Annotated in this window: 22 protein-coding genes and 3 pseudogenes; 12 read left to right on the top strand and 13 right to left on the bottom strand. The window is 59.6% G+C overall.

Translation table 11 applies throughout. The features are described from left to right. From C266_RS28005 to C266_RS03545, 3 genes and pseudogenes are all read right to left on the bottom strand, one after another. Positions 1 to 472 (bottom strand): annotated as a pseudogene (locus tag C266_RS28005) (transposase); the annotation flags it as partial. Between the two features lie 129 nt (positions 473 to 601). Beyond that, positions 602 to 1,600 (bottom strand): S-4TM family putative pore-forming effector, encoded by a 999-nt coding sequence (locus tag C266_RS03550; protein WP_010807924.1) that lies wholly within the window; start codon positions 1,598 to 1,600, stop codon positions 602 to 604. A gap of 482 nt (positions 1,601 to 2,082) precedes the next feature. Then, positions 2,083 to 3,342, bottom strand: a complete 1,260-nt coding sequence (locus C266_RS03545) for a nucleotidyltransferase (protein ID WP_246831133.1) — start codon at positions 3,340 to 3,342, stop codon at positions 2,083 to 2,085. Positions 3,343 to 3,500: 158 nt separating this feature from the next. Here C266_RS03545 and C266_RS03540 point away from each other — a divergent pair, with 158 nt between their 5' ends. Then, complete coding sequence (locus tag C266_RS03540) at positions 3,501 to 4,439, top strand: WYL domain-containing protein (protein ID WP_036661257.1); 939 nt, start codon at positions 3,501 to 3,503, stop codon at positions 4,437 to 4,439. Between the two features lie 332 nt (positions 4,440 to 4,771). Then, on the top strand, positions 4,772 to 5,875 hold the full coding sequence (locus tag C266_RS27235) for a hypothetical protein (protein WP_036661255.1): 1,104 nt from the start codon (positions 4,772 to 4,774) through the stop codon (positions 5,873 to 5,875). Positions 5,876 to 6,357: 482 nt separating this feature from the next. Here the strand turns inward: C266_RS27235 and C266_RS03530 are convergent, their stop codons facing one another. Then, positions 6,358 to 7,101, bottom strand: a complete 744-nt coding sequence (locus C266_RS03530) for a 2'-5' RNA ligase family protein (RefSeq protein WP_010807920.1) — start codon at positions 7,099 to 7,101, stop codon at positions 6,358 to 6,360. A gap of 337 nt (positions 7,102 to 7,438) precedes the next feature. Between C266_RS03530 and C266_RS03525 the strand changes: the two genes are divergently transcribed. The 4 genes and pseudogenes from C266_RS03525 (at position 7,439) to C266_RS03515 (ending at position 10,223) form a co-directional block, all read left to right on the top strand. Then, complete coding sequence (locus C266_RS03525) at positions 7,439 to 8,566, top strand: aminotransferase class V-fold PLP-dependent enzyme (RefSeq protein WP_010807919.1); 1,128 nt, start codon at positions 7,439 to 7,441, stop codon at positions 8,564 to 8,566. Between the two features lie 25 nt (positions 8,567 to 8,591). Next, positions 8,592 to 8,867: pseudogene (locus tag C266_RS28335) on the top strand (hypothetical protein); the annotation flags it as partial. A 97-nt stretch (positions 8,868 to 8,964) separates the two neighbouring features. After that, positions 8,965 to 9,225 (top strand): hypothetical protein, encoded by a 261-nt coding sequence (locus tag C266_RS28000; protein ID WP_010807918.1) that lies wholly within the window; start codon positions 8,965 to 8,967, stop codon positions 9,223 to 9,225. Positions 9,226 to 9,380: 155 nt separating this feature from the next. Further along, entirely contained in the window at positions 9,381 to 10,223 is an 843-nt protein-coding gene (locus tag C266_RS03515) for an SAM-dependent methyltransferase (protein WP_010807917.1), read from the top strand. Between the two features lie 63 nt (positions 10,224 to 10,286). On the opposite strand, the pseudogene C266_RS26550 reads toward C266_RS03515, so the two are convergent. The 7 genes and pseudogenes from C266_RS26550 to C266_RS03480 form a co-directional block, all read right to left on the bottom strand. Continuing rightward, positions 10,287 to 10,813 (bottom strand): annotated as a pseudogene (locus C266_RS26550) (GntR family transcriptional regulator). 187 nt (positions 10,814 to 11,000) lie between these two features. Then, positions 11,001 to 11,822: an ABC transporter ATP-binding protein gene (locus tag C266_RS03505; protein ID WP_010807914.1), complete on the bottom strand. Its 822-nt coding sequence runs from the start codon at positions 11,820 to 11,822 to the stop codon at positions 11,001 to 11,003. A 2-nt stretch (positions 11,823 to 11,824) separates the two neighbouring features. Next, a complete protein-coding gene (locus C266_RS03500) occupies positions 11,825 to 12,685 on the bottom strand; it encodes an ABC transporter permease (RefSeq protein WP_036661252.1) in 861 nt (286 codons plus the stop codon). A 5-nt stretch (positions 12,686 to 12,690) separates the two neighbouring features. Then, a complete protein-coding gene (locus tag C266_RS03495) occupies positions 12,691 to 13,674 on the bottom strand; it encodes an ABC transporter substrate-binding protein (protein WP_010807912.1) in 984 nt (327 codons plus the stop codon). Between the two features lie 48 nt (positions 13,675 to 13,722). Then, on the bottom strand, positions 13,723 to 15,432 hold the full coding sequence (gene atzF, locus C266_RS03490) for an allophanate hydrolase (RefSeq protein WP_246831132.1): 1,710 nt from the start codon (positions 15,430 to 15,432) through the stop codon (positions 13,723 to 13,725). 520 nt (positions 15,433 to 15,952) lie between these two features. Then, positions 15,953 to 16,738 carry a GntR family transcriptional regulator gene (locus tag C266_RS03485; protein ID WP_010807910.1) on the bottom strand — a complete coding sequence of 262 codons (786 nt, stop codon included), beginning with the start codon at positions 16,736 to 16,738 and terminating at the stop codon, positions 15,953 to 15,955. Further along, positions 16,735 to 17,055 (bottom strand): acetyl-CoA carboxylase biotin carboxyl carrier protein subunit, encoded by a 321-nt coding sequence (locus C266_RS03480; protein WP_210399990.1) that lies wholly within the window; start codon positions 17,053 to 17,055, stop codon positions 16,735 to 16,737. The genes C266_RS03485 and C266_RS03480 overlap by 4 nt, the downstream gene beginning before the upstream one ends. Positions 17,056 to 17,287: 232 nt before the next feature. On the opposite strand from C266_RS03480, the gene arsH reads away from it, so the two are divergent. Then, a complete protein-coding gene (gene arsH / locus C266_RS03475) occupies positions 17,288 to 18,031 on the top strand; it encodes an arsenical resistance protein ArsH (protein ID WP_246831135.1) in 744 nt (247 codons plus the stop codon). On the opposite strand, the gene C266_RS03470 is transcribed toward arsH, so the two are convergent. Then, positions 17,983 to 18,306, bottom strand: coding sequence for a metalloregulator ArsR/SmtB family transcription factor (locus C266_RS03470; protein WP_174979722.1), 324 nt, complete (start codon positions 18,304 to 18,306; stop codon positions 17,983 to 17,985). The genes arsH and C266_RS03470 overlap by 49 nt on opposite strands. A 75-nt stretch (positions 18,307 to 18,381) precedes the next feature. Here C266_RS03470 and C266_RS03465 point away from each other — a divergent pair, with 75 nt between their 5' ends. The 3 genes from C266_RS03465 (at position 18,382) to C266_RS03455 (ending at position 20,988) form a co-directional block, all read left to right on the top strand. Then, positions 18,382 to 18,903 (top strand): arsenate reductase ArsC, encoded by a 522-nt coding sequence (locus C266_RS03465; protein ID WP_010807906.1) that lies wholly within the window; start codon positions 18,382 to 18,384, stop codon positions 18,901 to 18,903. Then, positions 18,903 to 19,991 carry an ACR3 family arsenite efflux transporter gene (arsB, locus tag C266_RS03460; RefSeq protein ID WP_010807905.1) on the top strand — a complete coding sequence of 363 codons (1,089 nt, stop codon included), beginning with the start codon at positions 18,903 to 18,905 and terminating at the stop codon, positions 19,989 to 19,991. The genes C266_RS03465 and arsB overlap by 1 nt, the downstream gene beginning before the upstream one ends. Positions 19,992 to 20,088: 97 nt before the next feature. Then, positions 20,089 to 20,988, top strand: coding sequence for a hypothetical protein (locus C266_RS03455; RefSeq protein WP_144265694.1), 900 nt, complete (start codon positions 20,089 to 20,091; stop codon positions 20,986 to 20,988). A 53-nt stretch (positions 20,989 to 21,041) separates the two neighbouring features. Here the strand turns inward: C266_RS03455 and C266_RS03450 are convergent, their stop codons facing one another. Beyond that, positions 21,042 to 22,064 carry an alpha/beta fold hydrolase gene (locus C266_RS03450; RefSeq protein ID WP_010807903.1) on the bottom strand — a complete coding sequence of 341 codons (1,023 nt, stop codon included), beginning with the start codon at positions 22,062 to 22,064 and terminating at the stop codon, positions 21,042 to 21,044. A gap of 303 nt (positions 22,065 to 22,367) precedes the next feature. Between C266_RS03450 and C266_RS03445 the strand changes: the two genes are divergently transcribed. Together C266_RS03445 and C266_RS03440 are read left to right on the top strand one after the other, a co-directional pair. Then, complete coding sequence (locus C266_RS03445) at positions 22,368 to 22,796, top strand: DUF2946 family protein (protein WP_010807902.1); 429 nt, start codon at positions 22,368 to 22,370, stop codon at positions 22,794 to 22,796. Positions 22,797 to 22,951: 155 nt separating this feature from the next. After that, a complete protein-coding gene (locus tag C266_RS03440; protein ID WP_010807901.1) occupies positions 22,952 to 24,490 on the top strand; it encodes a PepSY domain-containing protein in 1,539 nt (512 codons plus the stop codon). Positions 24,491 to 24,503 lie beyond the last annotated feature (13 nt).

Genomic DNA, 24,503 nt, shown 5'->3' with positions numbered 1-24,503 from the left:
GAACTGCGGCTCTCGACAAACAACTCGTGCACGCGGCTGCGTAGTGCTATTCGCGCCATGTCAACCCGTTCCCGACGATGTCTGTATGCGTAAAAGCACGACCGGGGTATGTCGAACAACTCACACAACATTGCTACCGATACGCCGTCGCCGAACTGGTCGATTATTTCGTACGTTCTATCCCTTCCGACATCAGCAGCGCAGTAGCTTTTTTTAAAATGGTCTTCTCCCTCTCGAGGCGTTCAACCCGCGCTTCCAGCTCCTGGATGCGCTGCTGCTCTGGCGTCATTGCAGGACTCTGAGGCGTGATGCCGTGGCGTTCCTGATGCAATTGTTGAACCCAGCGACGCAGAACCGATTCCGCAACGCCGACCGACCGGCTGGCATCGACGTGGCTATAGCTCTGGTCGAGGACCAGCGACGCAGCACTGCGCTTGAACTCAGGGGAAAACGTACGACGTTGCTTGCTCATCAGACACCTCTTCATGGCGAGTATTCTCGCCTAAATTGGTGTCCGGGGAAATTAGACCACTACAGTTCAATCGCGAACTGTTTAAGTTCACATGATCTTCGAGGAAGGTTTTGAAGAGGTCGTGCAGTTTCATTGATGCCCCTCGACCATCAATTTTCTTTGAGCCTCAGCTACTAGCGTTTCCGTTGCATGTTGAGCAACGTCTTCGTTCCGCGCCCTAAGACGGTTGTACAGCCAGTCAAACACCAGAGGATTAGATGCTCGATGCCTGTAAATTGCATCCTGCAGCGCCCGAGAACCCGCGGTGAGTTCGTCGGATGATGCTCCGTTGAGCGCCCTATCCCACAACTTATCAACTTCGCCCTTAAGTGTTGTCAACGTCTCAACGGTATCGCCTTGCTTACGGTGCTCCCGCAGAACGAAAGCAGCAAAAGGCAGCACAGGCAAGTACCAAGTCGAAATAAACTCGTTCAAGGTCAATTCGAGACAAAGGCCCACCAACGTCAAGATCACAACGAGAACAATTGCAGAAGCCAGCAGAGTGCCTGCGTACATCCTACGCACGCGCATGTCATAGGTGACATTGGTGCGCTGGCAAATCAGTCGCCCCACCGCCAACGGCAGACGAGAAATGGCGGGTTCATACCAGTTCAACAGACGTTTTCGCTCTGCATCCTGCAGGGGCTTCGACGCAATAGCACGGATGTCTTCCGCATCGACTTTCCCGCCAGCCACCAGCCGATTCCAATCAAGCATCAGCACCTCGGTGTCGAATTGCTCCTGCACCTTGGCACCGCGCCGGCAGTCATCTCGTTGCTTACGAGCAATAATCCCCACCTCTAACAACAATACCAAAATGGACCCAAACCCAAGGAAGGGGCGAATACCAGGAAACCTCGCCCCGAATATCGCGCCGACTACCGGCAGCAAGAAAGCAATCACAGCAAACGAATTCTGATATCGCTTCGCGCGAGCATAGAAGAGCCGCTGTGCCTGCAGCAGTTCAATCCTTTCCGGCTTATTTTGCTCGGCATCAATCCGATGCGGGGGAACAGCAGCATGGCTTTCAGGCTGTAATGCGCCGCTGCTATGTGTGCGCAGCCGACGTGCTCGTTGGGCGTCATTCATTGATGCGTGCCTCCTTAGCTCGTACAGCCCAGCGTCGCTTTCGTGGTGTGGGGTGGTCTCCCCCGCCGCTCCATATGCCTGACGCAAGCCAATCTTCGAAGTACCACAACCATTGCGCCGTCCAAGCAAGGTACGTTTCAGAAAGTCGCATCTGAGGCGACCACTCCCGCTTCTTCGGGTGCCATAGGCACAGATGAATACCTGGCCCCTCACTGGGATAGATGTGGGGTATCTGTGCACTGCCAGCCAGTGCAGACAGATCCGGCTTCAGCACGTAGATTTTCGGCGCGATAGCGCCCGGCTTCATGCGCAACTCACATTCATACGTCCGACCGAATTCACTAGGCATCAAACGAAACCTATAGTGCAACCCGCGTCCCGATAGGAATGTCAGGTGTGCGCCCTCGAGTTGGAGGTGGCGAAGCTCTAAGGCTCTTTCCGCCAGTGTTGGAATCGAAACAGCCGGATGCGCGCGCATGATGCTAGCCCCCAAAAAAAGTGTGCGAACGAGCTGCGACGCTAATAGGCACGGCTGCCGGAGCCGCAAGCAATATGGTCCGTCCGACCTGTCGGCTCCTTTCCTGCCGACCAGTCTCCATTTGCTGAACAGCCGTGAAGCCTCGGGAACCGAACGCGACTTGAACCGCCTTGAGCAAGACATCCATCCCGCCGTGGTCTTCGATCACATCAAGAATGCGTTTGAGATCGCTCAACAAACGACGATGCCACGCGAAGAATGCAGCTTGTCTCGCCGCATCGTTCATGCTTTCCGCAAGGTTGTCAGTCGGGGCAGACGGATTGGGCAATTCCCACTCCTCAGACCCATCGGGCAACTTATGGCGAACGAAATGCGAAGGCATGCGTTCCACGATGTCAAAAAGCAGTTCCAGCGGGCTAGCATGCGGTAGAGGCGCCTCGACGGCATAAGCTATGGCAGCCAGAGTGGTTAGAAATACCGATGCCGGCGCCAGGTCCTGGTCCTTCGCACTTCCGAAAGCGACGTTACGGTGAAGCTTCAGGAGCTGGACCAGCCGACACAGCAACCTGTCGAAAACCTCCTGTGCATCAGGCAACGGCGCGACATCCGCTCGTCGTGCAGAATCCATAGCTTCGACGGCGAAATCTGTAGTCCGAAAGTTCGGGGAAATTGCAGCAGCAAGATCGAAGTGTTTCGCGTACCCACGTGGATTCGTGGAATTGAAGGCCCTCAACTCACGGTCGGGGATCAAACCGTGGGTTTCCCCATACGGGCCGGAAAGCAGCGGAGCGTCGATCACCGGCGCAATGTCTGCACACATTCCCCCCGCGTATTCCAGAGTGGCACATCGCTCCCAACGATGTAACTGCAGTCCGTGCGCGCTTGCATATCGAGAGAGAGCACCATGCAGATGGTCAAGTAGAAGGGCAGCCCCCCTGCCTCCCTCGTATTTGTATCGCGCGGCCGGAGCAAGGCGTGCGATCAGATCAATATCGAAACCATCTCGTGGCCGGACAATCGTGCCTAGACGACGCGAACCGTGCGAATGAATCTGAACCAACAAACCGTTGAACTCGGGACACTCAGAAAGAAAGTCCCCTGTGCTGTTATAGGAGCGCTCAAGGTCGGCCAACTGCGTCGGCGTGGGTTCGTGCGCCCGGGCAATCGCATCCACCAGATGAAAGAAGCGGGCAGACGATCGTGTCGAAGCACGGCGCTGAGGGACGAGCGTAACTGGTTCGCGGATCATTGCGGTTCCTTTCAAAGTAGTCGCCTCGACGTTGTAGCCGAGACCCCTAATATCTTGTTGAGTCGCCGTCCCAGGGCACGTCGATCAATTTCGATCAGTATACATCATCATTTTGATGATGTGTTGCAATGATTTTCAATCCAATACATTTTGATTTCGAGTATCATCTGCGCATGAATACCTCAGCCATTGTTCAGGGCGAAGCCCTTCTGGCGTTGCCTCAAGCCCAGCGCGAGCGACTCGCTTATATTGACTTCAGGCTTTATTTCTTAGGGGAGCTCCGACGGGCTGACGTTGCGGACCGTTTCGGCACGGGGCCAGCGGCCGCGACCCGTGACATCTCCGAATATCGGCGCATAGCACCCGGCAATCTCGATCTCGACAATTCGGACAAGGTGTACCGCCCAACGGAAGAATTTGTGCCGTTGTTCGATCACTCGCCACAGCGAGTGCTAACGGCCCTGTCCCGCGGATTTGGTGAAGGCATTAGCGAAGAACTGAAGCCCATGGTTCGCTGTGAGTTCCCTATCGCGCTAACAGTGCCTCAGATGTCGATTCTCGCCCCCATCACTCGAGCTATTAATCGCGAAAAAGCCGTGCGCATGACATATACGTCAGTAGAAAGCGGACGTACTGAGCGGGAAATCGTTCCTGTCGCGCTTGTGAACAATGGCAGTCGCTGGCACGTTCGGGCCTACGATCGCCGACGTAGTGCATTTCGTGACTTCGTCCTGACCCGGATGGAGAGTCCGGCTCTCATCGAGAACGGTGAAATAAAGAATGAAGAAAGGGCTGATCAGGACGTTCAGTGGAACCGCATTATCGAGTTGGAACTCGTTCCTCATCCCAAACATCCACGGCACGAGGTCGTGATGATGGATTATGGGATGACTGACGGGACTCTCCGAGTCAAGGTGCGCGCAGCAAACGCTGGATACATGCTGCGTCGCTGGACCATAGATTGCTCGCCAGACCATCGTCTTGAAGGTCTTGAATATGCGTTATGGCTAAGGGATCCGCTTGCGCTCTACGGTGCAAGCAATGCCAATCTAGCTCCGGGATACGTGGATCCTAGGAGCGTTACCGAAACCAAGCCAATCAAGGCTATGTAGCAATACGGCTACTGCGATGCTAATGATTCAACAGTTGGCCCTGCGGCCGTTGGATTCATCAGCGGCGCACATTGATCAAGGGTCTGGTCGCCTACCTACAATCTTCAGCCCAACCCTCGGCATGATTGTTCAAGGCGTATCACGCGTTGCGCACGACGGCTAAGCACCACAGACAATTCCGTTTCGACGTCGTCTCGATGTCACTGCACGATGCTAGTACCACTACGGTGCGACTCAACGATCAGGCGCATAAGATCTCTCTCGATTTTGGTGCGTCGTCAGTAAACAGGCGTTAGATCGCTCGCCGATGTTGACAAGACACACGTATCGCCATGACCGTCGAAACCAAAAAATCAATACGAAAATACACAACCGAAGGCGCAGTCCATCTGTATTCGAGCCAACCGTCGGTGCTCACGCCAGCCGATCTATACACTGTCCGCGATAACGTGTCTGCTCAACACGCACTCGCTCAATGCAACATATACGTTGTCGCCACACGGCAAAGGATACTGATCGATCCATGGGATTTTTCCGTCGATGGGAGCGTGATGTCTGGCCATTTCGTCGTGCAAAGCCCAACCGGCGTGACTGCCCATGTTCCATTTGATTACGCCTTACCCGTGGCCGAATTCACTGATCTATCAGTAGCGCTATCAGGCACACATCTCGCGATATCAACGCGACAAGGAAATATCATCCAAGCCTCGCATATTGTTGTCGCGGGTGCGCATGCGGAGTTCCCGATGGAAGCGCGCGATCTCTGCGTTCTCTACGTGGGCCAGGGCATTGGCAGAACTCAGAAACGAACGGCACTCGACCGGCTCACGCGCCATTCGACACTACAACGGATACTGGCAGAGACCCAGACGTTTCATCCGGATCATGAAATTCTGCTTCTCCTATATAGATTTGAGCATGGGAATGTGTTCGCGAGCAACGGGGGCGATATGACTGTCGACGCAAGCGCAACTCATGAAGAGGATCTTCAGCATCTAAGTCAACTGAGCAACGTCCACTTGGGTCGCGGCTCTATCGTCTCACTGGCAGAAGCCGGATTAATTCGCTACTTTCAGCCGCAATATAACGTGCAGCTAAAATCTGCCGATTTTACGGCGAAGAAAAAAATCACCGTTTTGACGAAAGTCCTGAACCAAGGCATCACAGGACTCATCGTCGAGATCGGGTCCGGCAATCTCAATTCGCGACTTTTTACTCCCAGCGCTCCCCCATTCAACATGGAGACATTACTTAGCCCCGAGGCATTACGAGGTGATCGCCTTGAAACGAACGAGCTGAAACAGCAATGGGCAGAAGAGATTCATGCTATGGCACACACCCACATCGCCAAGTTTCCGCTAACTAGCCCTGACGAGCGGGACACATTTTTGCATGGCACGAAGTGGGTTGGTGAAGAAGAACGCACACCGATCTAAGTTACTGTCTTTCCGGGGAAGAGTACGTTATTGACAAGCGTGGGCAAAGATTATTCCACGTTCTCGCTCAACCCCATGCGGGAATACTCGCCAAGTAGCGTTCAAGGTGTTGCGCAAGAACCTGATTTGTCGCGCAACAACTTGATTGCCCTTCCTTACACAACGGAAGAAACGCAGCACAACAATAAAATATTTTAAATAACAACAACTTAACATCCGCAACAGACAAATTAGGTACCAAGTTTGTGCGTTATAGACACCTAACATGAACTCAAATTCCGGCAGATCTCCGGCCGCTGCCCTGAGCGTCCGAAAGATCTCGATCAAGGCACCGTCGAGGCATATGGGCTTTCCCTCGTATGGCTTTCGATAACCACGATGCGCAGCGGCGTCGCCAGATCATCCGCCGGTTCCTTGACCGCTAACATCTGTCTGGCGACTACCTTGTGCGCCTGTGCGAATTGGCGCGAGGCGCTCCTTCGTTACTTGGCAAAGGTCAGCTGTTTCAGCTTCTTGGAAGCCGTTCCGAACTGACCCAGTTGGTAGACAGCCGCGCCGGCGGGCGAGAACGAAAACACGTCGAAGGGTTCAGCCAACATCTTGTCAAGGTCCGCTTTGGGGGCAACACCCGTCGTAACGTGCGGAGTGAACTTCTCACCGGACGAGTTCGGCGCGAAGGTCGAAACATACGTAATCAAGACTGGATCAATGACAGGATCATCGGGTGTCGTGACGAACGCCGCCGAATCCCCGGTTTCAACCGTGTAAGGCGCCACAGCGGCAAGCAGGTTCGCTTGCAGTTTAAGCAGCGCCGGCGTCGGTTTGGCGAGAATGCCGGCCAAACCGACCTCCCCAGTCGGAATGTAAAAATACTTGAACGCTTCAAGCCGCATAGCCTTCACGTCGGATTGAGCAAGCACCTTGTTGGCAGCCGCATACACTTTGTCGAGATCGGCAGTGCGGACGAAACGCTGAATGACCGTGATATGCGCCCGATGTGTTTCGTCAAGCGCAAAACCTGTCGGAAAAACCTTGCGCAAACGTGCGTTGGTCGCTTCCGCCTTTTTGAGCATTGGTGCATCCGGCTCAAGAAGAATGTCAATCGCGGTTACGCTGTCAGCGCCGGCGGTCTCCCGACTGAACCCAATGCCCGACCACATAATCGTTGTCAGTCCAGCGGCACACACTAAACTGAACAATCGGCGACGACGAAGCATGTTGCTCATCTTGAAACTCCTTGGTTGCTGAATTCTTCTAAGAATTGTCCCTGCATTGCCCTACTCTCTCCGGAGACTGATTTTCTTGAGTCACGCATCGAAGCACGCTCCAGCGCACTGCTGGTGATAACGGCTTCTGACTCGGCCGGCGGGATACTGCCAATGGGGTGATGCAGGCGGCGATGGTGAACCAGTCTACCCACTCGAACGTGACTTTCTCGAGCGGCAGGGTGAGCGCATGTTAGCAGATCCACCGTGCAGCAATGGTGCGCTGCATCCATCGCAGAACTGACCACCGAGTAGAATCTGTTCTAAATATTTCACTCTTCCATTATCGGAGGCGGATGTGCCCGGACTACTTCCCGATGTCGATCACGAGGGACTCCTCGAATATTCGGTCGTGTATACCGATCGATCCGTCAATCACATGTCGCAACGCTTTCAAGGCGTCATGCGCGATATTTCCGATGTCCTGAAAAGGGTTTACAGCGCAAAGTCAGTGGCCATCGTTCCAGGTAGCGGAACTTTCGGCATGGAAGCCGTTGCCCGGCAGTTCGCGACGAACAAGAAATGTCTGGTCATTCGTAATGGCTGGTTCAGCTTCCGCTGGTCGCAGATTTTCGACATGGGCAGCATTCCGTCCGAGTCGATCGTATTGAAAGCGCGTCCGGTCGAACCCGGAAGGCAAGCCGCCTATGCACCGGCACCGATCGAAGAGGTCGTCGCAGCGATCAGGGAACACAAGCCGGATCTGGTCTTTGCCCCGCATGTCGAAACCGCCTCCGGAATGATGTTGCCCGACACCTATTTGCGCGCGGTGGCCGACGCGGTTCACGACGTCGGCGGCATGTTTGTCCTCGATTGCATCGCCTCCGGTACGGTCTGGGTCGACATGCAGGCCTGCGGCATCGATGTCCTGATTAGCGCACCGCAAAAAGGATGGAGTGCGTCACCCTGCTGTGCAATGGTCATGCTCAGCTCGCTCGCACGCGAGAGAATCGAGTCCACGACGAGTACCAGTTTCGCTTGCGATCTCCGTCAATGGCTTCAGATCATGGAGGCCTACGAGAAGGGAGGGTTCGCGTACCACGCCACGATGCCGACAGACAGTCTCACGACATTGCGCGACGTCATGAAGGAAACCGAGGCGTACGGCTTCGACAAAGTGCGGGCGGAACAGCTTGCACTCGGGCAGCGCGTTCGCTCGCTGCTGGCTGGCAAGGGCTTCAAGAGCCTGGCGGCTGAAGGGTTCGAGGCGGCCGGCGTCGTGGTCTGCTACACCGATGACGACGGCATACGCTCCGGAAAGAAATTCGCCGATGTCGGCTTGCAGATCGCGGCCGGCGTTCCGCTTCGCGTCGATGAGCCCGCCGATTTCAAGACCTTCCGCATCGGGTTGTTCGGCCTGGACAAACTGCATGACATCGAAGGCGCAGTGAACCGGCTCTCCAAGGCGCTGAACAGCATTTCGTAATGCGCTTTCCCGGCAAATTGGGGGCATGGCGCGCCCCGGCGGAGCGTGGCGGAGGCCTATTGCAGTCACCCTCGCCACGCCCTCACCCTTGAAAATCATGCGACTCGAGATAGACGAAGCCAAGGCACTCGTTCGGCAAGCGGCTCTGGCTGCCGGTGCGAACGAGCAGACCGCCACATCGCTGGCAAATGCCACCGTTGCCGCAGAACGCTCGGGCCACCGATCGGTGGGATTTGCGCATTTGCCGGATTATCTGGAGGGCTTCACGTCAGGCCGCATTGCCGGTGCTGTTCAGCCCGACATCCACTTTCCGACGCCTGCGACCATTCGCGTCGACGCAAACGCTGGCATTGCCCAACTTGGCTTCGAGGTTGAAGTCCTGTCGGCAGGCATGACCGGTGCAAATTGGTCTCTGGACACCCCCCTCGTTCCAACAAGGCGAACGGTCTCCCGGTGTCGGGCTGTTCATCGTCGCGATCGATCCGGCTGCCCTCGCCCCCGACCTGCCCGACCGGCTCGCGGCTCAGGCCGAGCGCCTGTGCGATAAGGGCATCTACGTTGCTGGCCGCGGCGAGACGCTCGATCACGTCACCCTCTCCTCCTCCGTGCTTTCCGCTATCGAACGCTACGCCCGCGTCCCAATCGGCACGGCCAGATAATTCCCGGCAAATCCTCACAAAAAGCGTCCGTCCCATTTGCGCATCGAATGGCAAGGCAGACAGGGTTACCAGCAAGTTTCAGGCCGGGCCGGCCCCTTTTCGGTAAACTGCCGGTATTCGGGACACATTGCCTCCCGCCGCTTACTTAGTCTCACATGTCGAATACCCACGAAATCCGTCCTGGCCAGTCCGTCGAACTGCTCAAGGAACTGCATATCCTGACGCGCGACGGCAAGATGAATCAGGACAGCCGCCGCAAGCTCAAGCAGGTCTATCACCTGTTCCAGTTCATTGAGCCCCTGCTGCAGGAAGTCAAGACCGAAAGCGGCCGCGTGACGCTGGCGGACCATGGTGCCGGCAAGTCGTATCTCGGCTTCATCCTCTACGATCTGTTCTTCAAGGCACTGGCCGACAACTCGCACATCTTCGGCATCGAAACACGCGAAGAACTGGTCACGTCGTCTCAAGCGCTGGCCGCACGGTTGGGCTTTCCCGGCATGTCGTTCCTGAACCTGTCTGTCGCGGACTCGATTACGTCACCTGCGCTGCCCGAGACGATCGATGTCGTCACGGCCCTGCACGCCTGCAATACCGCCACCGACGACGCCATTCGCTTCGCGCTGGCCAAGAAGGCACGCCATATCGTGCTGGTGCCTTGCTGTCAGGCCGAAGTGGCGGGCGTGCTGCGCAAGCACAAAGGCAAGCTGCTGGCAGGCAATCCGCTGACGGAAATCTGGCGCCATCCCCTGCATACCCGCGAGTTCGGCAGTCAGGTCACCAACGTGCTGCGCTGCCTGCAACTGGAAGCCCACGGCTACCACGTCACCGTCACCGAGTTGGTGGGCTGGGAGCACTCGATGAAGAACGAGCTGATCATCGCGCAGTACAAGAACCTGCCGCGCCGTCGCCCCGCCGAGCGACTCGAAACGGTGCTCGAATCACTCGGACTGGAAGAGCTGCGCGAGCGCTTTTCCACCGCGCCGATGCCTCAGGCGTAAGGCCGCGCGACGCGCCTGCATCGCCAGCGCAGTACAAGAGGCCGCCCTCTCGGGCGGCTTCTTTCATTTCAACGGCCCTGGGAAGCGGCTAGACACGAGATCGCGTCTGGCCAACGAGTCGAATCGCTCTCGTGCCGAGTGAAGCATATGCAACTTGATCTGCTTGACTTGGGCCTGACTCCGCTTGATATGCGCCTCGATTCTCGCCTGCGCCAGACCCACGTCGCGGGTGTGAATGGCGTCAAGAATCGCGGCGTGCTCTTCGTACGTCGCCACCACACGAGGCGCCTTGGTGAAGGCTAGCCGCCGGATGATTCGGATTCGCTCGGTCACGTCGCGATGGACACACGTCATTTCATGGTTGCCGGATGCCCCTTTCAGCCCGCCCGGAAATTGACCTCGACAAAGCCCTCCTGCTTCAACCGAAACAACGCTTGCCGGACGGGCGTCCGTGAAACGCCCTACCGCTCGCAGACTTCGGCTTCGGTGAAACGGTCGCCCGGGACCGGTCGGAAATCGGCGATATCGCACTTGAGTAGCGCGTAGACATCATCAGCGCGCGAGGTACGCGCCCCCTCCGACCGACTCATCGGGATCGCGCCCGTTCGCCGAATGGACGTCGGCATCGCCTTGAGGGGTGCGCCGCCGGCGCGCAGAACCATTGGGATGTCGCATCGTATTCGTTGAATTGGGGCCCCGCAGGCCTTGACCTGCGGGGACTGAAGCCCGCGCTGGGACAATTATGCGCCCAGCGCGGGGAAGCACGATAGGGGATGGTCAGCGACGGACCTCGCGTTGGAATATCTCGAGACTCTGGCGCTTGGCCTCGACAAAACTCGCCTGCGAGAGCGTCTCCACGGTACGCGGGCGGGCGTCACCGTAGTCGAGAATCTCCGCCACCCGTGTCGGGCGCTTGGTAAGTAGCAGGATCTTGTCGGCCAGATACACCGCTTCCTCGAGGTCATGTGAGACCAGCAGCATCGTGGTGCCGGTCTGCATAAAGACTTCCTGGAGCTTTTCGCGGATGAAGAGCGTCATCTCAAAGTCGAGCGCAGAGAAGGGCTCGTCCAGGAACAGCACTTCGGGACGAGGCGCCAGGGCACGCATGATCGACGCGGTCTGTTGCTGGCCGCCCGAGAGTTCGTACGGATACCGGTTGAGGTCGAACTTGACGTCAAACGATGCCACCAGTTCGGCCATCCGTCTGTCTACCTCGGCCTTGCTTTGACCAGCGAGCAGCAGCGGATAGGCAATGTTGTCGATGGTCCGCATCCAAGGAAATAGCGCCTCGCGATAGTTCTGGAAGACGTACCCTATGCGGGTGTCTTTCAGTGACTTGCCGTCAAACAGGATTTCGCCAAAGTCCACCGGGATCAGGCCCGCGATCATATTGATCAACGTGCTCTTGCCGCAGCCGTTCGGACCGAACACCGAGACGATCTTGCCTTTCGGGATGTCGAGGTCGAAGTTCTCGTACAGAGGCCAGCCCGCGAAAAACTTGGTCAGTCCACGAATGGTGATGTGCGTGCCTGGCGGCCCCGGCCGGAAAGGCGTTGCGGGAACGTCCGCATGGCGTGCAGGGGACAGGATGGTGCTCATGATTACCTTCCACTCCAATGGATAATACGGCGCTCGAACATGAGGAACGCTATGTTGAGCAGGTAGCCAAGCGCGCCCGCGGCAAGGATGGCTGCGTACATGGTCTTGACGTTTAGTACCTGCTGGGCATCGATGATGGCGTGGCCCAGGCCGCTCTCCGAACCAATGAACATTTCGGCCACAATGACGATCACCAGCGCCATCGATACGGCGGAGCGCAGACCGACAAAGCTCGGTTGCAAGCTCTCCCATACCAGCACGTCGCGGAAGATGTGCCAGCGTGAGGCACCCATCACCCGCGCGGCCATCACGCGTTGCTTGCGCGCATTCATGACACCGTAGGCGCTGTTGAACACCACGATCAGCAAGGCGCCGAACGCCGCGATGGCCACCTTGTTGATATCGGAGGTACCGAAGATCAGCAGGAAGAGCGGAATCAGCGCCGACGAGGGGGTGGAGCGAAAGAAGTCGATCAGGAACTCGACACTCCGATAGGCCCGTTCATTGCTTCCTAGCAGCACGCCAAGCGGCATGCCGATGGCGGCAGCAATGGCAAACGCCTGAAGCGTGCGGGCGACCGTCACGGCAAAATCCGCGAGCAGCGCACCACCGGCGAGCCCCGATACGAGCGCCGTCACCGTGTCGGCGGGGCTTGGCAGGAGGATCGGCTTGACCAGATGGAGACGCACCACGAGATCCCAGATGAAGAACAGCACCAGTGGGCCGACGGCGGGAAGGAAACGTTCAAAAATGGACGAGCGGGGAGTTGCGTCCCGCGAGGCCGGTGGTGCCCATGGCTGGCTGGAGGTGCCGGGTCCTGGTGGGGCGTTTTGCGCTGGCGCGGTGTTGGAGCGCTCGGACATGATGATCAGGCCTTGTAGAGCAATGTGTTGACGTCCACCTTGCGCGAAAAGATGCCCTTCTCGGCGAACAGATCATAGAACTTCTGAAAATAGGCCACGTCGGCCGGTTTGAACTCCTCGAAGAAGACGTAGTTCGACATCGGCACCTCGGCAGTCAGTGCGCCTTCGATGGCGGTGTACCCCTTGAGGTGCGGGCGTGCTTCGGCCGGGTTCTGGCGAACCAGATCTACACCGCGCTTGTAGGCCGTCATGTAGGTCTTTGCCACATCCTTGTGCTTCGCGAGGACTTCCACAGTCAGACTTGCGGCGCCGCCATGCCATGGCGCCATTGCGTCGCCGAGGATATAGCGGGCGACAACGCCCGCCTCCAGTGTGCGCGTGGCGCCGTTGAGGCGGCCGATGGTGCCGGTCGGCTCAAGTGAATAGACACCGTCGATCTGCCCCGCAGCGAGCGCTGCAACGTGTTGGCCGATAGGCAACTCGGTGACGTTCATCTTGCCCGCGCCTGCGCGCTCGAGCATCGTCTTGGCCAGGACCACGTTTTGCACGCCGGGGCCACACGCCACACGCTTGCCCTTGAGTTCGGCCACAGACTTGATGGGGCTGTCTTTGGCGACGATGAATTCATCCAGCACGAACTTTGCGTTGGTGGGGTTCGTGCAGAATATCTTCAGAAGCCCGGGTTGGGCGATATCGCCTATCGCGAGCGCTGCCGAGGCCGTGCCGTTGGCGCTGCCGTCGCAGCGACCGGCGAGGATCGCTTCGATCACCTGTTGTGGGCTCGCAAACTTGAGAGGTTCGACCGTAACACCGGCATCCTTGAAGTATCCCTTATCGAGGGCTGCAAAAAATGGCAGGCCGGAAGCGACGGGCCAGTAGCCGATGCGCAGTTTGGGCGTGCCTTGCGCACGGACGATGGCGGGGGCAGCCAGCGTGGCAGCGCCTGCAACGCCTGCTTTCAGGACGAGACGGCGAGTCAGATGGGGCATGATTGGTTCCTAGTCTGATAGTGATGGGTATTTGAACAAAGACGTCTGTCAGTCGGTCGTCGATCGCATGTAAGCGCGCCAGCCGCCATAGGCGCTGACATCTGGCGCGTGCGTGAGTGCGTGGCCCTCGCAGACAAAGCCATGGAGCCAACGACCGTCGGCCAGTTCTATGCTGCCAAGCGCCAAGGGCGGTGGCACCCGCGCGAGGAAACCGCCAACGGCGGCCAGCGGTAGCTGCCACACCTCGACCTCGATCGGCTCGCCGGACTCGCCGATGCTCACCCGACGTAAACCGGGCTTAGGCGGGGTAGTGCCAGCCAGGGCGTGGAGCCGATACGTGGGCGCGGTAGTGGTGGTAGCTTCGAGCGTGGCGCCACAGGATGTCAGCTGGCTGTTCAACGGCATGCCAGACAAATGCGCGCCCACCACGACCAGAGGTAGATGGGTCGCGGGCGATGGCGTGAGCGCCGTGATTGGTACGGGGGGCGGCAGTGGACGGCTTGTCGCGCCCTGGGGCAGGCCAGTGGCGTGGTGAAAACGTTGGCCCAGATCGGCAAGCTGCCAGTCGCTACCAGCCTTGCCGATCAGCGTGATGCCGAAAGGCAGGCCGTCCGGCCGCATGCTCGCAGGCACTGACAGTGCGGCATAGTCGAGCAGGTTGACGAAGTTGGTGTAGTAGCCCAGTTCGCGGTTACGAACCACCGGATCGGCCTGCATCGCTTCGATCGTGCAGTGCGTGGGAGTTGTGGGGACAATCAGCAGGTCGATCGCTGCCCACATGACGCTCGCGCACTGGGCCAGCGATTGCAGCTTGTGTTGGGCATCGTAAACGTCGGCAGCGCCATAGCGGCTGCCAGTTGCGAGGATGGAGCGAACCGGCTCGATGACGGCTTCCGGCGATCGGTCGAAGAAGCCACGCACGGCGGCATAGCGCTCGGCTACCAGGGCACTGTCATAGAGCAATGCGGCGGCTTCAGCCAGCGGTGTATAGTCAATTTCGACGGATTGGCCGCCGAGGGCCTGCAGCGCGGCTACTGCGTCGGAGAAGGCGCGGCGCGCAAGATCGTCATCAAAGAACTCGGGGTCCTTCGGCACGCCAAAGCGAAACGCCGCGGGAAAAGGTGTGCGATCGAGAGACAGGGCACGCGAGTACGGATCCTGGATATCATGGCCTGCGGCGACCTCAAGCACGCGCACGGCCGTTGCCACCGTTGTCGCGAGGATCGACACGCAGTCCACGCTCTGCGCGGCCGGGAATACGCCGTGCGCAGAAATCAATCCTTTGCTCGGTTTCAGACCGACGATGTTGTTGAGGCCCGCAGGAACGCGCCCTGAGCCTGCCGTGTCCGTGCCCAGTGCGAAATCGACTTCACCCATGGCGACAGCCCGGGCCGAACCGGAACTCGATCCGCCACTGACATAGGCGGCATTGAATGCGTTTTGCACGACACCATAGGGTGAGCGTGTACCGTTGAGCCCGCAGGCAAGCTGGTCCAGGTTGGTCTTTCCCGTCAGCGTCGCGCCCGCGTTGAGTAGCCGTTCAATTACCGTCGCGTGCTGGTCCGGGATATAGGCGAATGCCGGGCACGCTGCCGTGGTGGCCACGCCGGCGACGTCAATGTTGTCCTTGGCAGCGAAACTCAGGCCGGCCAGGGGCGCGGAATCCGAGGGAGATAGCGCCACGACCGGTGGCTCGAAACGGGAGATCCACGCGGTGTCATGGTCGGGGAGTTCGGGCATTGCGATTTGTGAGTGCATAGTGCTCCGCATAAATCCAAACTTGGATACAAGATAAAAAGCAAAGAGCGTGCCAACATCGCGGCTCAAGATCCAAGCAAGTGGAAAAATGCGACAATATTTTTATAAATCAAATATTTGAATGACAGTTAACAGTCATCGGGGGCCAGTTCGAGTTGCCATGCTCGTTTGTGGCCACGCGCGATTTCGGGGCAAACAGGAAGGGAGCAGCGTGCTTTGCTTTGGTGCATTGCAGCGCTGCGCCCTTTCATGGTGAGGGGCAATGAATGCTGCTTATGAAGGGGCGGGGTTGAGCTCGGGGCTGTAGCTGGGCAGGTAGGACACCTAGGCAAGCGCTTTGTTGGACGCCAGCCGCGCCTTGACCGGCTTGGTGTGATGCAGGCACAGGTTGTCCATCACGAGAATGACCTCGCCTCGTTTTCAAGTACAGCGACTCATGCGGCGATCAATCATGTCCCAGACCATAAGGCCATGGCATCGCCAGCGCCGTACCAGAAGCCACCCTCTCGGGCAGCTTCTTTCATTTCAACGGTCTTGGGAAGCGGCCAGACACGAGATCGCGTCTGGCCAACGAGTCGAATCGCTCTCGTGCCGAGTGAAGCATATGCAACGTGATCTGCTGGACTTCGGCCTGACTCTGCTTGATATGTGCCTCGATTCTCGCCTGCGCCAGACCCACGTCTCGGGTGTGAATGGCGTCAAGAATCGCGGCGTGCTCTTCGTACGTCGCCACCACGCGAGGCGCCTTGGTGAAGTCCAGCCGCCGGATGATGCGGATTCGCTCGGTGACATCGAAATGCATCCTGACCATCTCCAGATTTCCGGTCGCCGCAATCAACCCCGCGTGAAATGCTTCATCGAAGGCCGCGACCTTCGCGGGCTCAGACTCGCGCTGCGCCGGCGCCACACACCATATCTCGCGTAACGGCATCAGCGCATCGACGGCGTCCTCGCTGACCAGACGGACGATGGCCGCCGACTCCATCATGATGCGGATTTCATAAAGGTCTTCGAAGTACTTGAAGTCGAATTCACGCACCTGCCAGCCGCTCTTGAAGTGAACTTCGACATAGCCCTCGCGTTGCAGCCAGAACAACGCCTGCCGAACGGGCGTACGGCTGACCTGCATTCGGGTCGCCACGTCACCCTCGCTGAAGCGGTCTCCCGGCAGCAGACGAAAGTCAAAGATGTCGGCCTTGAGTCTGGCGTAAATCTGGGCGGCCAGCGAACCGGCGCTACTCGCCGGGCCAAGTTCCGGCGAATGCGTGCCGGCCGGTTCGACAACGTCGATAGCGGCAGTCTTCATACCAGCGATACCAGCGGATCTCCCGCACTGATCATCATGCCCGGACGGCAATGGAACGATCCGGCCACGCCGTCATGAGGTGCTGCTATCTGAAATTCCATCTTCATCGCTTCCAGTATTAACAAGGGATCCCCCGCACTGACCTTCTCGCCCTGCTGCGCAAGCAGCTTCCAGACGTTCCCCGTGATATCCGCCGTACGCCTTCTTGTGTACAAGCGTGCGTGGATCGATTCAAGTTTCGTGCCAACGCCCGTGGCCAAAGGCGCCACCTCGGTATTGCGCCGAAAGCGTGCACGACCGGGCGTCGAGCGTGCCATTCCCATGGGGCACGTTTCGCACCAATGCAAGGCCTGCGCACCATTCACAGGCGCCCGCCGATGAAAGTCCCTACCCTCTCAAAGGGTGGCTTGCGTGTCATTCAAATATTCCATATTATTGGAAATATCAAAACAAAAATCTGGAACCTTCGTGCCTGCCGTCTCGCCGCAACCCACCCTCCCTGCCGTGAAGCCCCGGTATTTCGACGCCTGCATTGCATCCCGGCTCGGCATGGCCGACGCGGCACCCGCTCGCATCCTGCTTCTATATGGCTCGCTGCGCGAGCGCTCCTACTCCCGGTTGCTGACCGAGGAAGCGGCGCGACTGCTGGAGCGGATGGGGGCCGAAGTGCGCATCTTCGACCCTCGCGGCCTGCCGATGCCTGATGAAATCGATGGCGACGCGCACCCAAAGGTCAAGGCGCTGCGCGAGTTGTCGCTGTGGTCCGAGGGGCAGGTCTGGTGCAGTCCCGAGCGGCACGGAACGATTTCTGCCGTCATGAAGACGCAGATCGATCATCTTCCTCTCTCGATGGGCGGCATCCGTCCGACGCAAGGCCGCACGCTTGCGGTCATGCAGGTCAGCGGCGGTTCTCAATCCTTCAATTCGGTGAATCAGTTACGTCAGCTTGGCCGATGGATGCGGATGTTCACGATCCCGAACCAGTCATCGGTCGCGAAGGCCTTTCAGGAATTCGACGAGGCCGGCCGGATGAAGCCGTCCGCTTATTACGACCGCGTCGTGGATGTGATGGAAGAGTTGATCAAGTTCACATTGTTGCTGCGCGGGAAGAGCGACTATCTGGTCGACCGCTACAGCGAACGCGCCGAGGCCGATACGCCACTCTACGCCGCGACCGACGACTTGTCCGCCATTGCTATCGGCGCAGCGTCAGACGTGAAATCGCGGCAGACAAACCCGGCGACTCAGCACTTCCGAGACGCCGCCGGATTGCACAGCCCGGGCACGCCCTGACAGCAGTTTTCGGTGAGAAAACCGATCAGCGCATTCATCTTGTCGATGGCCGCCGCGTAGTAGATGTACCGCCCTTCCTGTCGGGACGAGATCAAGCCCGCGTTGGCGAGTTCCTTCAGATGGAAAGACAGGGTGGCGTTAGCAAGCCCGAGCGTCTCGGCGATGTTGCCGACGCTAAGCCCTTCGGGGCCGGTGACAACCAGCAACCGGAACACGGCAAGTCGATTGCCTTGTGCCAATGCGGCTAGGGCCTTGACGGCGTCGGTATCGTTCAGGGTGGTTTGCATGTCGTCGATTGCCCCGTGATCAACACGGACTCGTTATTTCGATATTTCTGGAATCTTTGCGCCATGATACAAGCAGATACCGCCAAGCGCCATGTGCTGTTCCTTTGCACACACAACTCGGCCCGCTCTCTCCTCGCCGAAGCCATTCTCAATGACCTGGGTGCAAACCGGTTCGTCGCCTTCAGCGCGGGCAGCCAGCCGTCCGGTCACCCCAACCCTTATGCACTCGAATTGCTGGCGTCGCGCGGAACAGACGCGTCGGCGCTTCGCAGCAAGTCGTGGGACGAATTCGCGCAGCCCGGTGCACCGCGTATCGATTTCATCTTCACCGTTTGCGACAACGCGGCCGGCGAGACGTGCCCCATCTGGCCCGGCCATCCGGCCAAAGCCCATTGGGGTGTGCCCGACCCTTCGCAAACGCAGGGAACGCCCGACGACATTCGCAAAGCGTTTGTCCAGACCTATCTGCAACTTCGCGCGCGCATCGAGTTGTTTCTGGATCTTCCCTTGGAAAAGCTCGACCCGGTTGCGGCACAGCAGCAACTTCAGGAAATCGGCAACCGGCTTCGCGCCAAGGAGGCATGATGACCCGCTCGCTTCCCGACGCCGATCCGTCAACGGCGAGGTCCGAAAAGGCAGCGATCATGGGCACTTTCGAGCGGTACTTATCCATCTGGGTACTGCTCTGTATGGTCGCCGGGGTGCTCGTCGGACACGTCGCGCCGACCTACATCGGGCTTGTCTCACGGTTCGAAGTCGCTCGCGTCAATATCGTCGTCGCCGTGCTGATATGGGCCATGATCGTCCCGATGCTCGTGAAGATCGATTTCGGCGCCCTGGGCCGTGTCGCCGAACATTGGCGTGGTGTTGGCGTGACCCTTGTGGTGAACTGGCTGGTCAAGCCGTTCTCGATGGCATTGCTGGCGTGGCTGTTCGTGCGCCATTGGTTTGCCGGATGGCTGCCCGCAGCGCAGTTGGACAGCTACATTGCAGGACTGATTCTGCTCGCCGCTGCACCGTGTACGGCGATGGTGTTCGTATGGTCTCAACTGTGCAAGGGCGATGCTTATTTCACGCTCTCGCAAGTCGCGCTGAACGACGCCATCATGGTGGTCGCCTTCGCCCCCATCGTGGCGCTTTTGCTCGGCGTTTCGGCCATCAGCGTGCCGTGGGAAACGCTGCTTGTGTCGGTCGTCGTCTACATCCTCATTCCCGTTGCGATTGCACAAGGCCTGCGCCGCGTACTACTCGGGCGCGGCCAGAGTGCGCTTGCCAGGGCAGCCGCAGCCGCTTCGCCCTACTCCATGGGCGCCTTGCTTGCCACGCTGGTGCTGCTTTTCGCCTTTCAGGCAGATGTGATGATCGAACAGCCTCTCGTCATCGGACTGCTCGCCATTCCTATCGTCGTACAGGTGACGATCAACGCCGGGCTCGCGTACGCGTTGAATCGAAGACTCGGCGTTGCGCATTGTGTGGCCGGACCGTCGAGCCTGATTGCCGCGAGCAACTTCTTCGAATTGGCGGTCGCCACAGCCATCAGCGTCTTCGGCCTGCGCTCGGGCGCCGCACTCGCCACCGTTGTGGGGGTGCTGGTCGAAGTCCCGTTAATGCTCGTCGTTGTCCGTGTCGTCAATCGAACGAAAGGATGGTACGAGGCTAGAGACGTTTCGTAATGACAGAATCCGCTTATTGCGCCAGAATTTCCCGGCCCACCCGGTTTGGCGGGCGAACGCTCGATGGCACCGTCCAACTCAGTTGAAGGCTCAAGAAATGTCACATCCGGTCTTCCTCGAGAGTCCGCCCTGGCCACGCATGCCGGAGGGCCGTAAGGGCGAATTGAAGACGTACTTTTCCGCCGATGGCCCCTCGTTGGAGGCGAACGCCCATATCCCGCTCTTCTGGCGCGCATTATTTGCTGCGGACGATATTCACTTCGCCTACGTCATCGACGATTTCGATCCCGACGACGCGGCGCTGGCGCGCGAAGCGTTTCTGAAAACCGCCACGCAAGCCGAAAGGGACGCGAAATATCCCTATCTGGTGACGACAAAAGCGCTCGCGCTCGCACGCACGACCCGGCGGCGCGATCACCTGATCGAACTCGTCGGCGAACGTTTTCGCCCGATCTATGACGCGTTCGTCGACTACATCTCGACGGCCTACGGCCCCTTCATTCTCGTTCGTACCAGCGGACTGCCCGATGTCACAGACGCCACCGAGAGGTTGGTGACGGAGCTTGAGCAGATCACCGCGCTGGATCACGGCACACGCGTACATGCCGACCTGTCGGAAGAAATCGAGCGTCTGAAACGAGCGGCCGACACCGATACCGTCTGGCGGACTACCGGCATGGGTGCCCCCGGCGCCGAAGTCAATCCGTGGCCCAGCCAATCCCTGGTGGAAGCATTTCCCGCCTGTGCGCCACATGCGCCACGCAATCGATACGCTGTAGCCACATCGCCCGACTCGGAACACCCCGCCGAAGCCCATCGCTATCACGATCCGAACCGGCTCGACAAGGTGCTCGAATGGGTCACGATTTTCGTGTTTGCGGGCGCATTCGTCGGGACATGGGCCGCCACACACGCCATCTGGCAGTCGATGCTCGCGACGGCCATTGCCACGGCGGCGATGGTCTGGCTGCGGGTTCGCGTGCGCCGCGTCGAGTGAGCGCTCGATGCGGCGAGCGTGTGGTCGCAGTGACGCTGGCCGTTCAGCGCATATCAGAGCGTAACCACTTCCAGAATGGCATCGGCGAACGCCTTCGGCGCTTCCTGCGGCAGGTTGTGGCCGACGCCACCACCGATATCGCGATGCAGATACTTCCCGGTGAACTTCTTCGCGTATGCCGCCGGTGCGGGATGCGGCGCGCCATTCGCGTCACCTTCCATCGTGATCGTCGGTACGGAGATGGTCGGCGCGGCAGCCAGACGCTGCTCGAGCGCATCGAAGCGCGACTCGCCTTGCGCCAGCCCCAGACGCCAACGGTAGTTGTGAATCACGATGGCCACGTGATCGGGGTTGTGGAACGCCGCTGCCGAACGCGCATAAGTCGCGTCGTCGAAATGCCACTGCGGCGAAGCAAGCTGCCAGATGAGCTTGTTGAACGCATCGGTGTTGGCCGCGTAGCCTTTCGCGCCACGCTCCGTCGCAAAGTAGTACTGATACCACCATTGCAACTCCGCCGGCGGTGGCAGCGGCTGACGGTTCGCTTCCTGACTGCCGATGAGATAGCCGCTCACGGACACCAACGCCTTTACGCGCTCCGGCCAGATAGCGGCCAGGATGTTCGCCGTTCGCGCGCCCCAGTCGTAGCCGCCAAGAATCGCCTGATCGATCTTCAGCGCGTCCATGAGCGCGATGATGTCGGCGGCCACCACGGCCTGCTGACCGTTACGCGGTGTCGCGGCCGAGAGCAACCGCGTCGTGCCGTAACCGCGCAGATACGGAACGATCACGCGGTAGCCGGCCCCAGCCAGTTGCGGCGCTACGTCGACGTAGCTGTAGATGTCGTACGGCCAGCCGTGCAGCAGAATGACCACCTTGCCGTCCTTCGGCCCGGCCTGCACATACCCGACGTTCAGGTCGCCCGCCTCGATCTGACGAAGGGTTTCGAACGACGTATATCCGCCAACGGACGGCGATGCGGCATGCGCCAGTGGCGGCAGCCCGAGTTCGGCGAGGGTGACACCCGCGAGCGTGGTGCCAAGAAGGCGACGACGGCGAAGATTGACCGGTTCCGACATGACTGTTGTCCTCTGTGAGTGACGTACCGGCGGATGTACCGGGACGTTGTGCCAAGACGCCAGGGGCCAATTCAATGCCGACCGGACGCTTGCCCACCGTTATATCTGCGCGAGCGCCGTCATTGATGTCTGAATGTATCTGTCCCGAGAAGTGACACATACGGATTCAAAAAACCCTCATCCCGAAGGACGGGCAGCCGCCTGCCCTGCGTTGGTTCCCCGTCAACACCCGTCGCGCGCGCTCGCGTTGAGGGCCGCGTGATAGCATTCCGGCTTCTCTCGCGCGACAACCGCTCCTGACGCATGTCTTTCACCGCACGCAAACGCCTATTCGCATGGCTCGGCCTCGCCGCCATGTGGCTTGCGATTTGCATGCCCGCCGTCAGTCAGGTGCTAGCCGCACACCGCGCGGAACAAGCACGAATGCTGAACGCCGCGTTTTGTACGGTCGACGGGATGGCGCCCGCGATGGCGCTTGCCCCGACGACACGCGCGCACGACGGCGAAGGGATGCACGGCGCATCCATGTCTCACGGGTCATACGACAATCGGGGCGACGTTTGCGGCTACTGTTCGCTGCTTGCCAATCACCCGCCGCTCGCCATGCCCGCACTCACCGGCGCGGTATCGTTCGCATGGATTGCCCGAGCGGGGCCGGCCGCCCACACGCGCCCGGCCAACGCTCAACTCGCCTACACGCCGCCTGCGCGCGCGCCACCTGCCGCTTCCTGATCTCGCGTTCAGTCCGATGCCTCGCCGCTACCGGTGACGGCGTCGTTCATTACTCGCGCCGCATGTCCGCCGCACTTCACGATGTCGGCCGGCGCGCGCCGCTGCTGCGAGCCAACGCGCCCCGCAGCGGCGACACGAGACGGAATCGTTGCCCTATGCAGATCCCCTATTCCCAGACGCCCCGGACGCGCGAAGCGCAATCGGCCACCAGCGCCGGGCAGTACCGAACCCTCTGGCGCTGGCATTTCTACGCGGGGCTGTTCGTCATGCCCTGGCTCATGGTGCTCGCAATCACCGGAACCCTCTACGTCTTTCAGCCCCAAATCGAGCCGTGGCTGTATCACGACCGGATGGTCGTGGCAGCGTCCACGTCCCCCCGGCTGAGCGAACAGGCATTGATGGATCGCGCGGCGGCATCGCTGCCCGCCGGCTCGAAGATCAGTTCCGTCGAAGTCAATCGTGACCCGAAGCGCAGTGCCGAATTCATCTTTCGCCTGCCCAATGGCGAACGGGAAAGTGTCTACGTGAACCCGTACACGGGCACGGTGCTTGGCACGCTGAGCGTCGAGCGTCGGCTGATGAAGCAGGCTCGCGCGCTCCACCGATCGCTCATGCTGGGCAAGCCGGGCGAATGGCTCATGGAACTGGCAGGTTGCTGGACGCTGGTTATGCTCGCGACCGGGCTCGCATTGTGGTGGCCACGTGCCGGCGCGACGTGGGCGACTGCATTGCGCCCGCGTCTGCCATTGCGTGGACGCGCGCTGCTGCGCAATCTGCACGGTGTGGCCGGCTTCTGGCTGGCGGCCGGCGGACTCGCCTTCGTGCTGACCGGGCTGCCGTGGTCCGGCTCGTGGGGCGCACAGTTCAAGGCGCTGGCGACGAAAGCCGGCATGGGCTCTCCGGCGGGTGCCTGGGGCGAAGCGCTGGTGCGCTCGCAACTCCCGGCCAAGCCGATGAAGATGGATGACCTGCCCATCGCGCAAATTCCGTGGGCGGTCGGCAATACAACGGTCCCCGTTTCCGCGCTACCGCCTGCGTCGAAAACCTCGTCGGCGCCAGGGATGAACGACATGGCGTCAATGACCGGAATGACGCACGGCGATGCCAACGAACACACCGGGCATGAAGGCCACGAAGGCATGGGCAGCATGGGCATGTCGCCCGCCAGCCTGTACGCCCAAGGGGCGTTGCCGGTCGACGACATCATGGCCATTGCGGCACGGCATGGCGTTCAGAGCGGCTACAGTCTTGTCGTGCCGTCGCGCCCGGACGGCGTCTACACCGTGTCCTACTTCCCGGCAGACCCGCGAGACGAACGGACGTTGCACATCGATCAGTACAGCGGCAAGGTCTTGCAGGACATCGACTACACCGCCTACGGCGCCGTTGCGCAAGCGATCTCGTATGGAACCTCGCTGCACATGGGCAAGTACTTCGGCGTTGCCAATCAATGGCTGTGTGCGTTGATTTCCATGGGATTGTTCGCGATGGCCGCCACTGGCGCCGTCATGTGGTGGATGCGTCGCCCCGCCCGTTCGCTCGGCGCACCGTCTCGCCCGCAAGCACGACCGCCCATGCGCGGATGGACGATCGGCATGTTCGCGCTCGGCGGCCTCTTCCCGCTGATGGGGGCCACGATGGTGCTTGTCTGGGCTGGCGACCGCCTTGTCTTCGGACGCCGCACGCGCGGATAACCCGTGCCGCGCA

Source organism: Pandoraea sp. SD6-2 (assembly GCF_000389825.1).
GTDB lineage: Bacteria > Pseudomonadota > Gammaproteobacteria > Burkholderiales > Burkholderiaceae > Pandoraea > Pandoraea communis.
The sequence above is the reverse complement of the archived record's forward strand: the minus strand, read 5'-3'. Positions and strand labels throughout refer to the sequence as shown.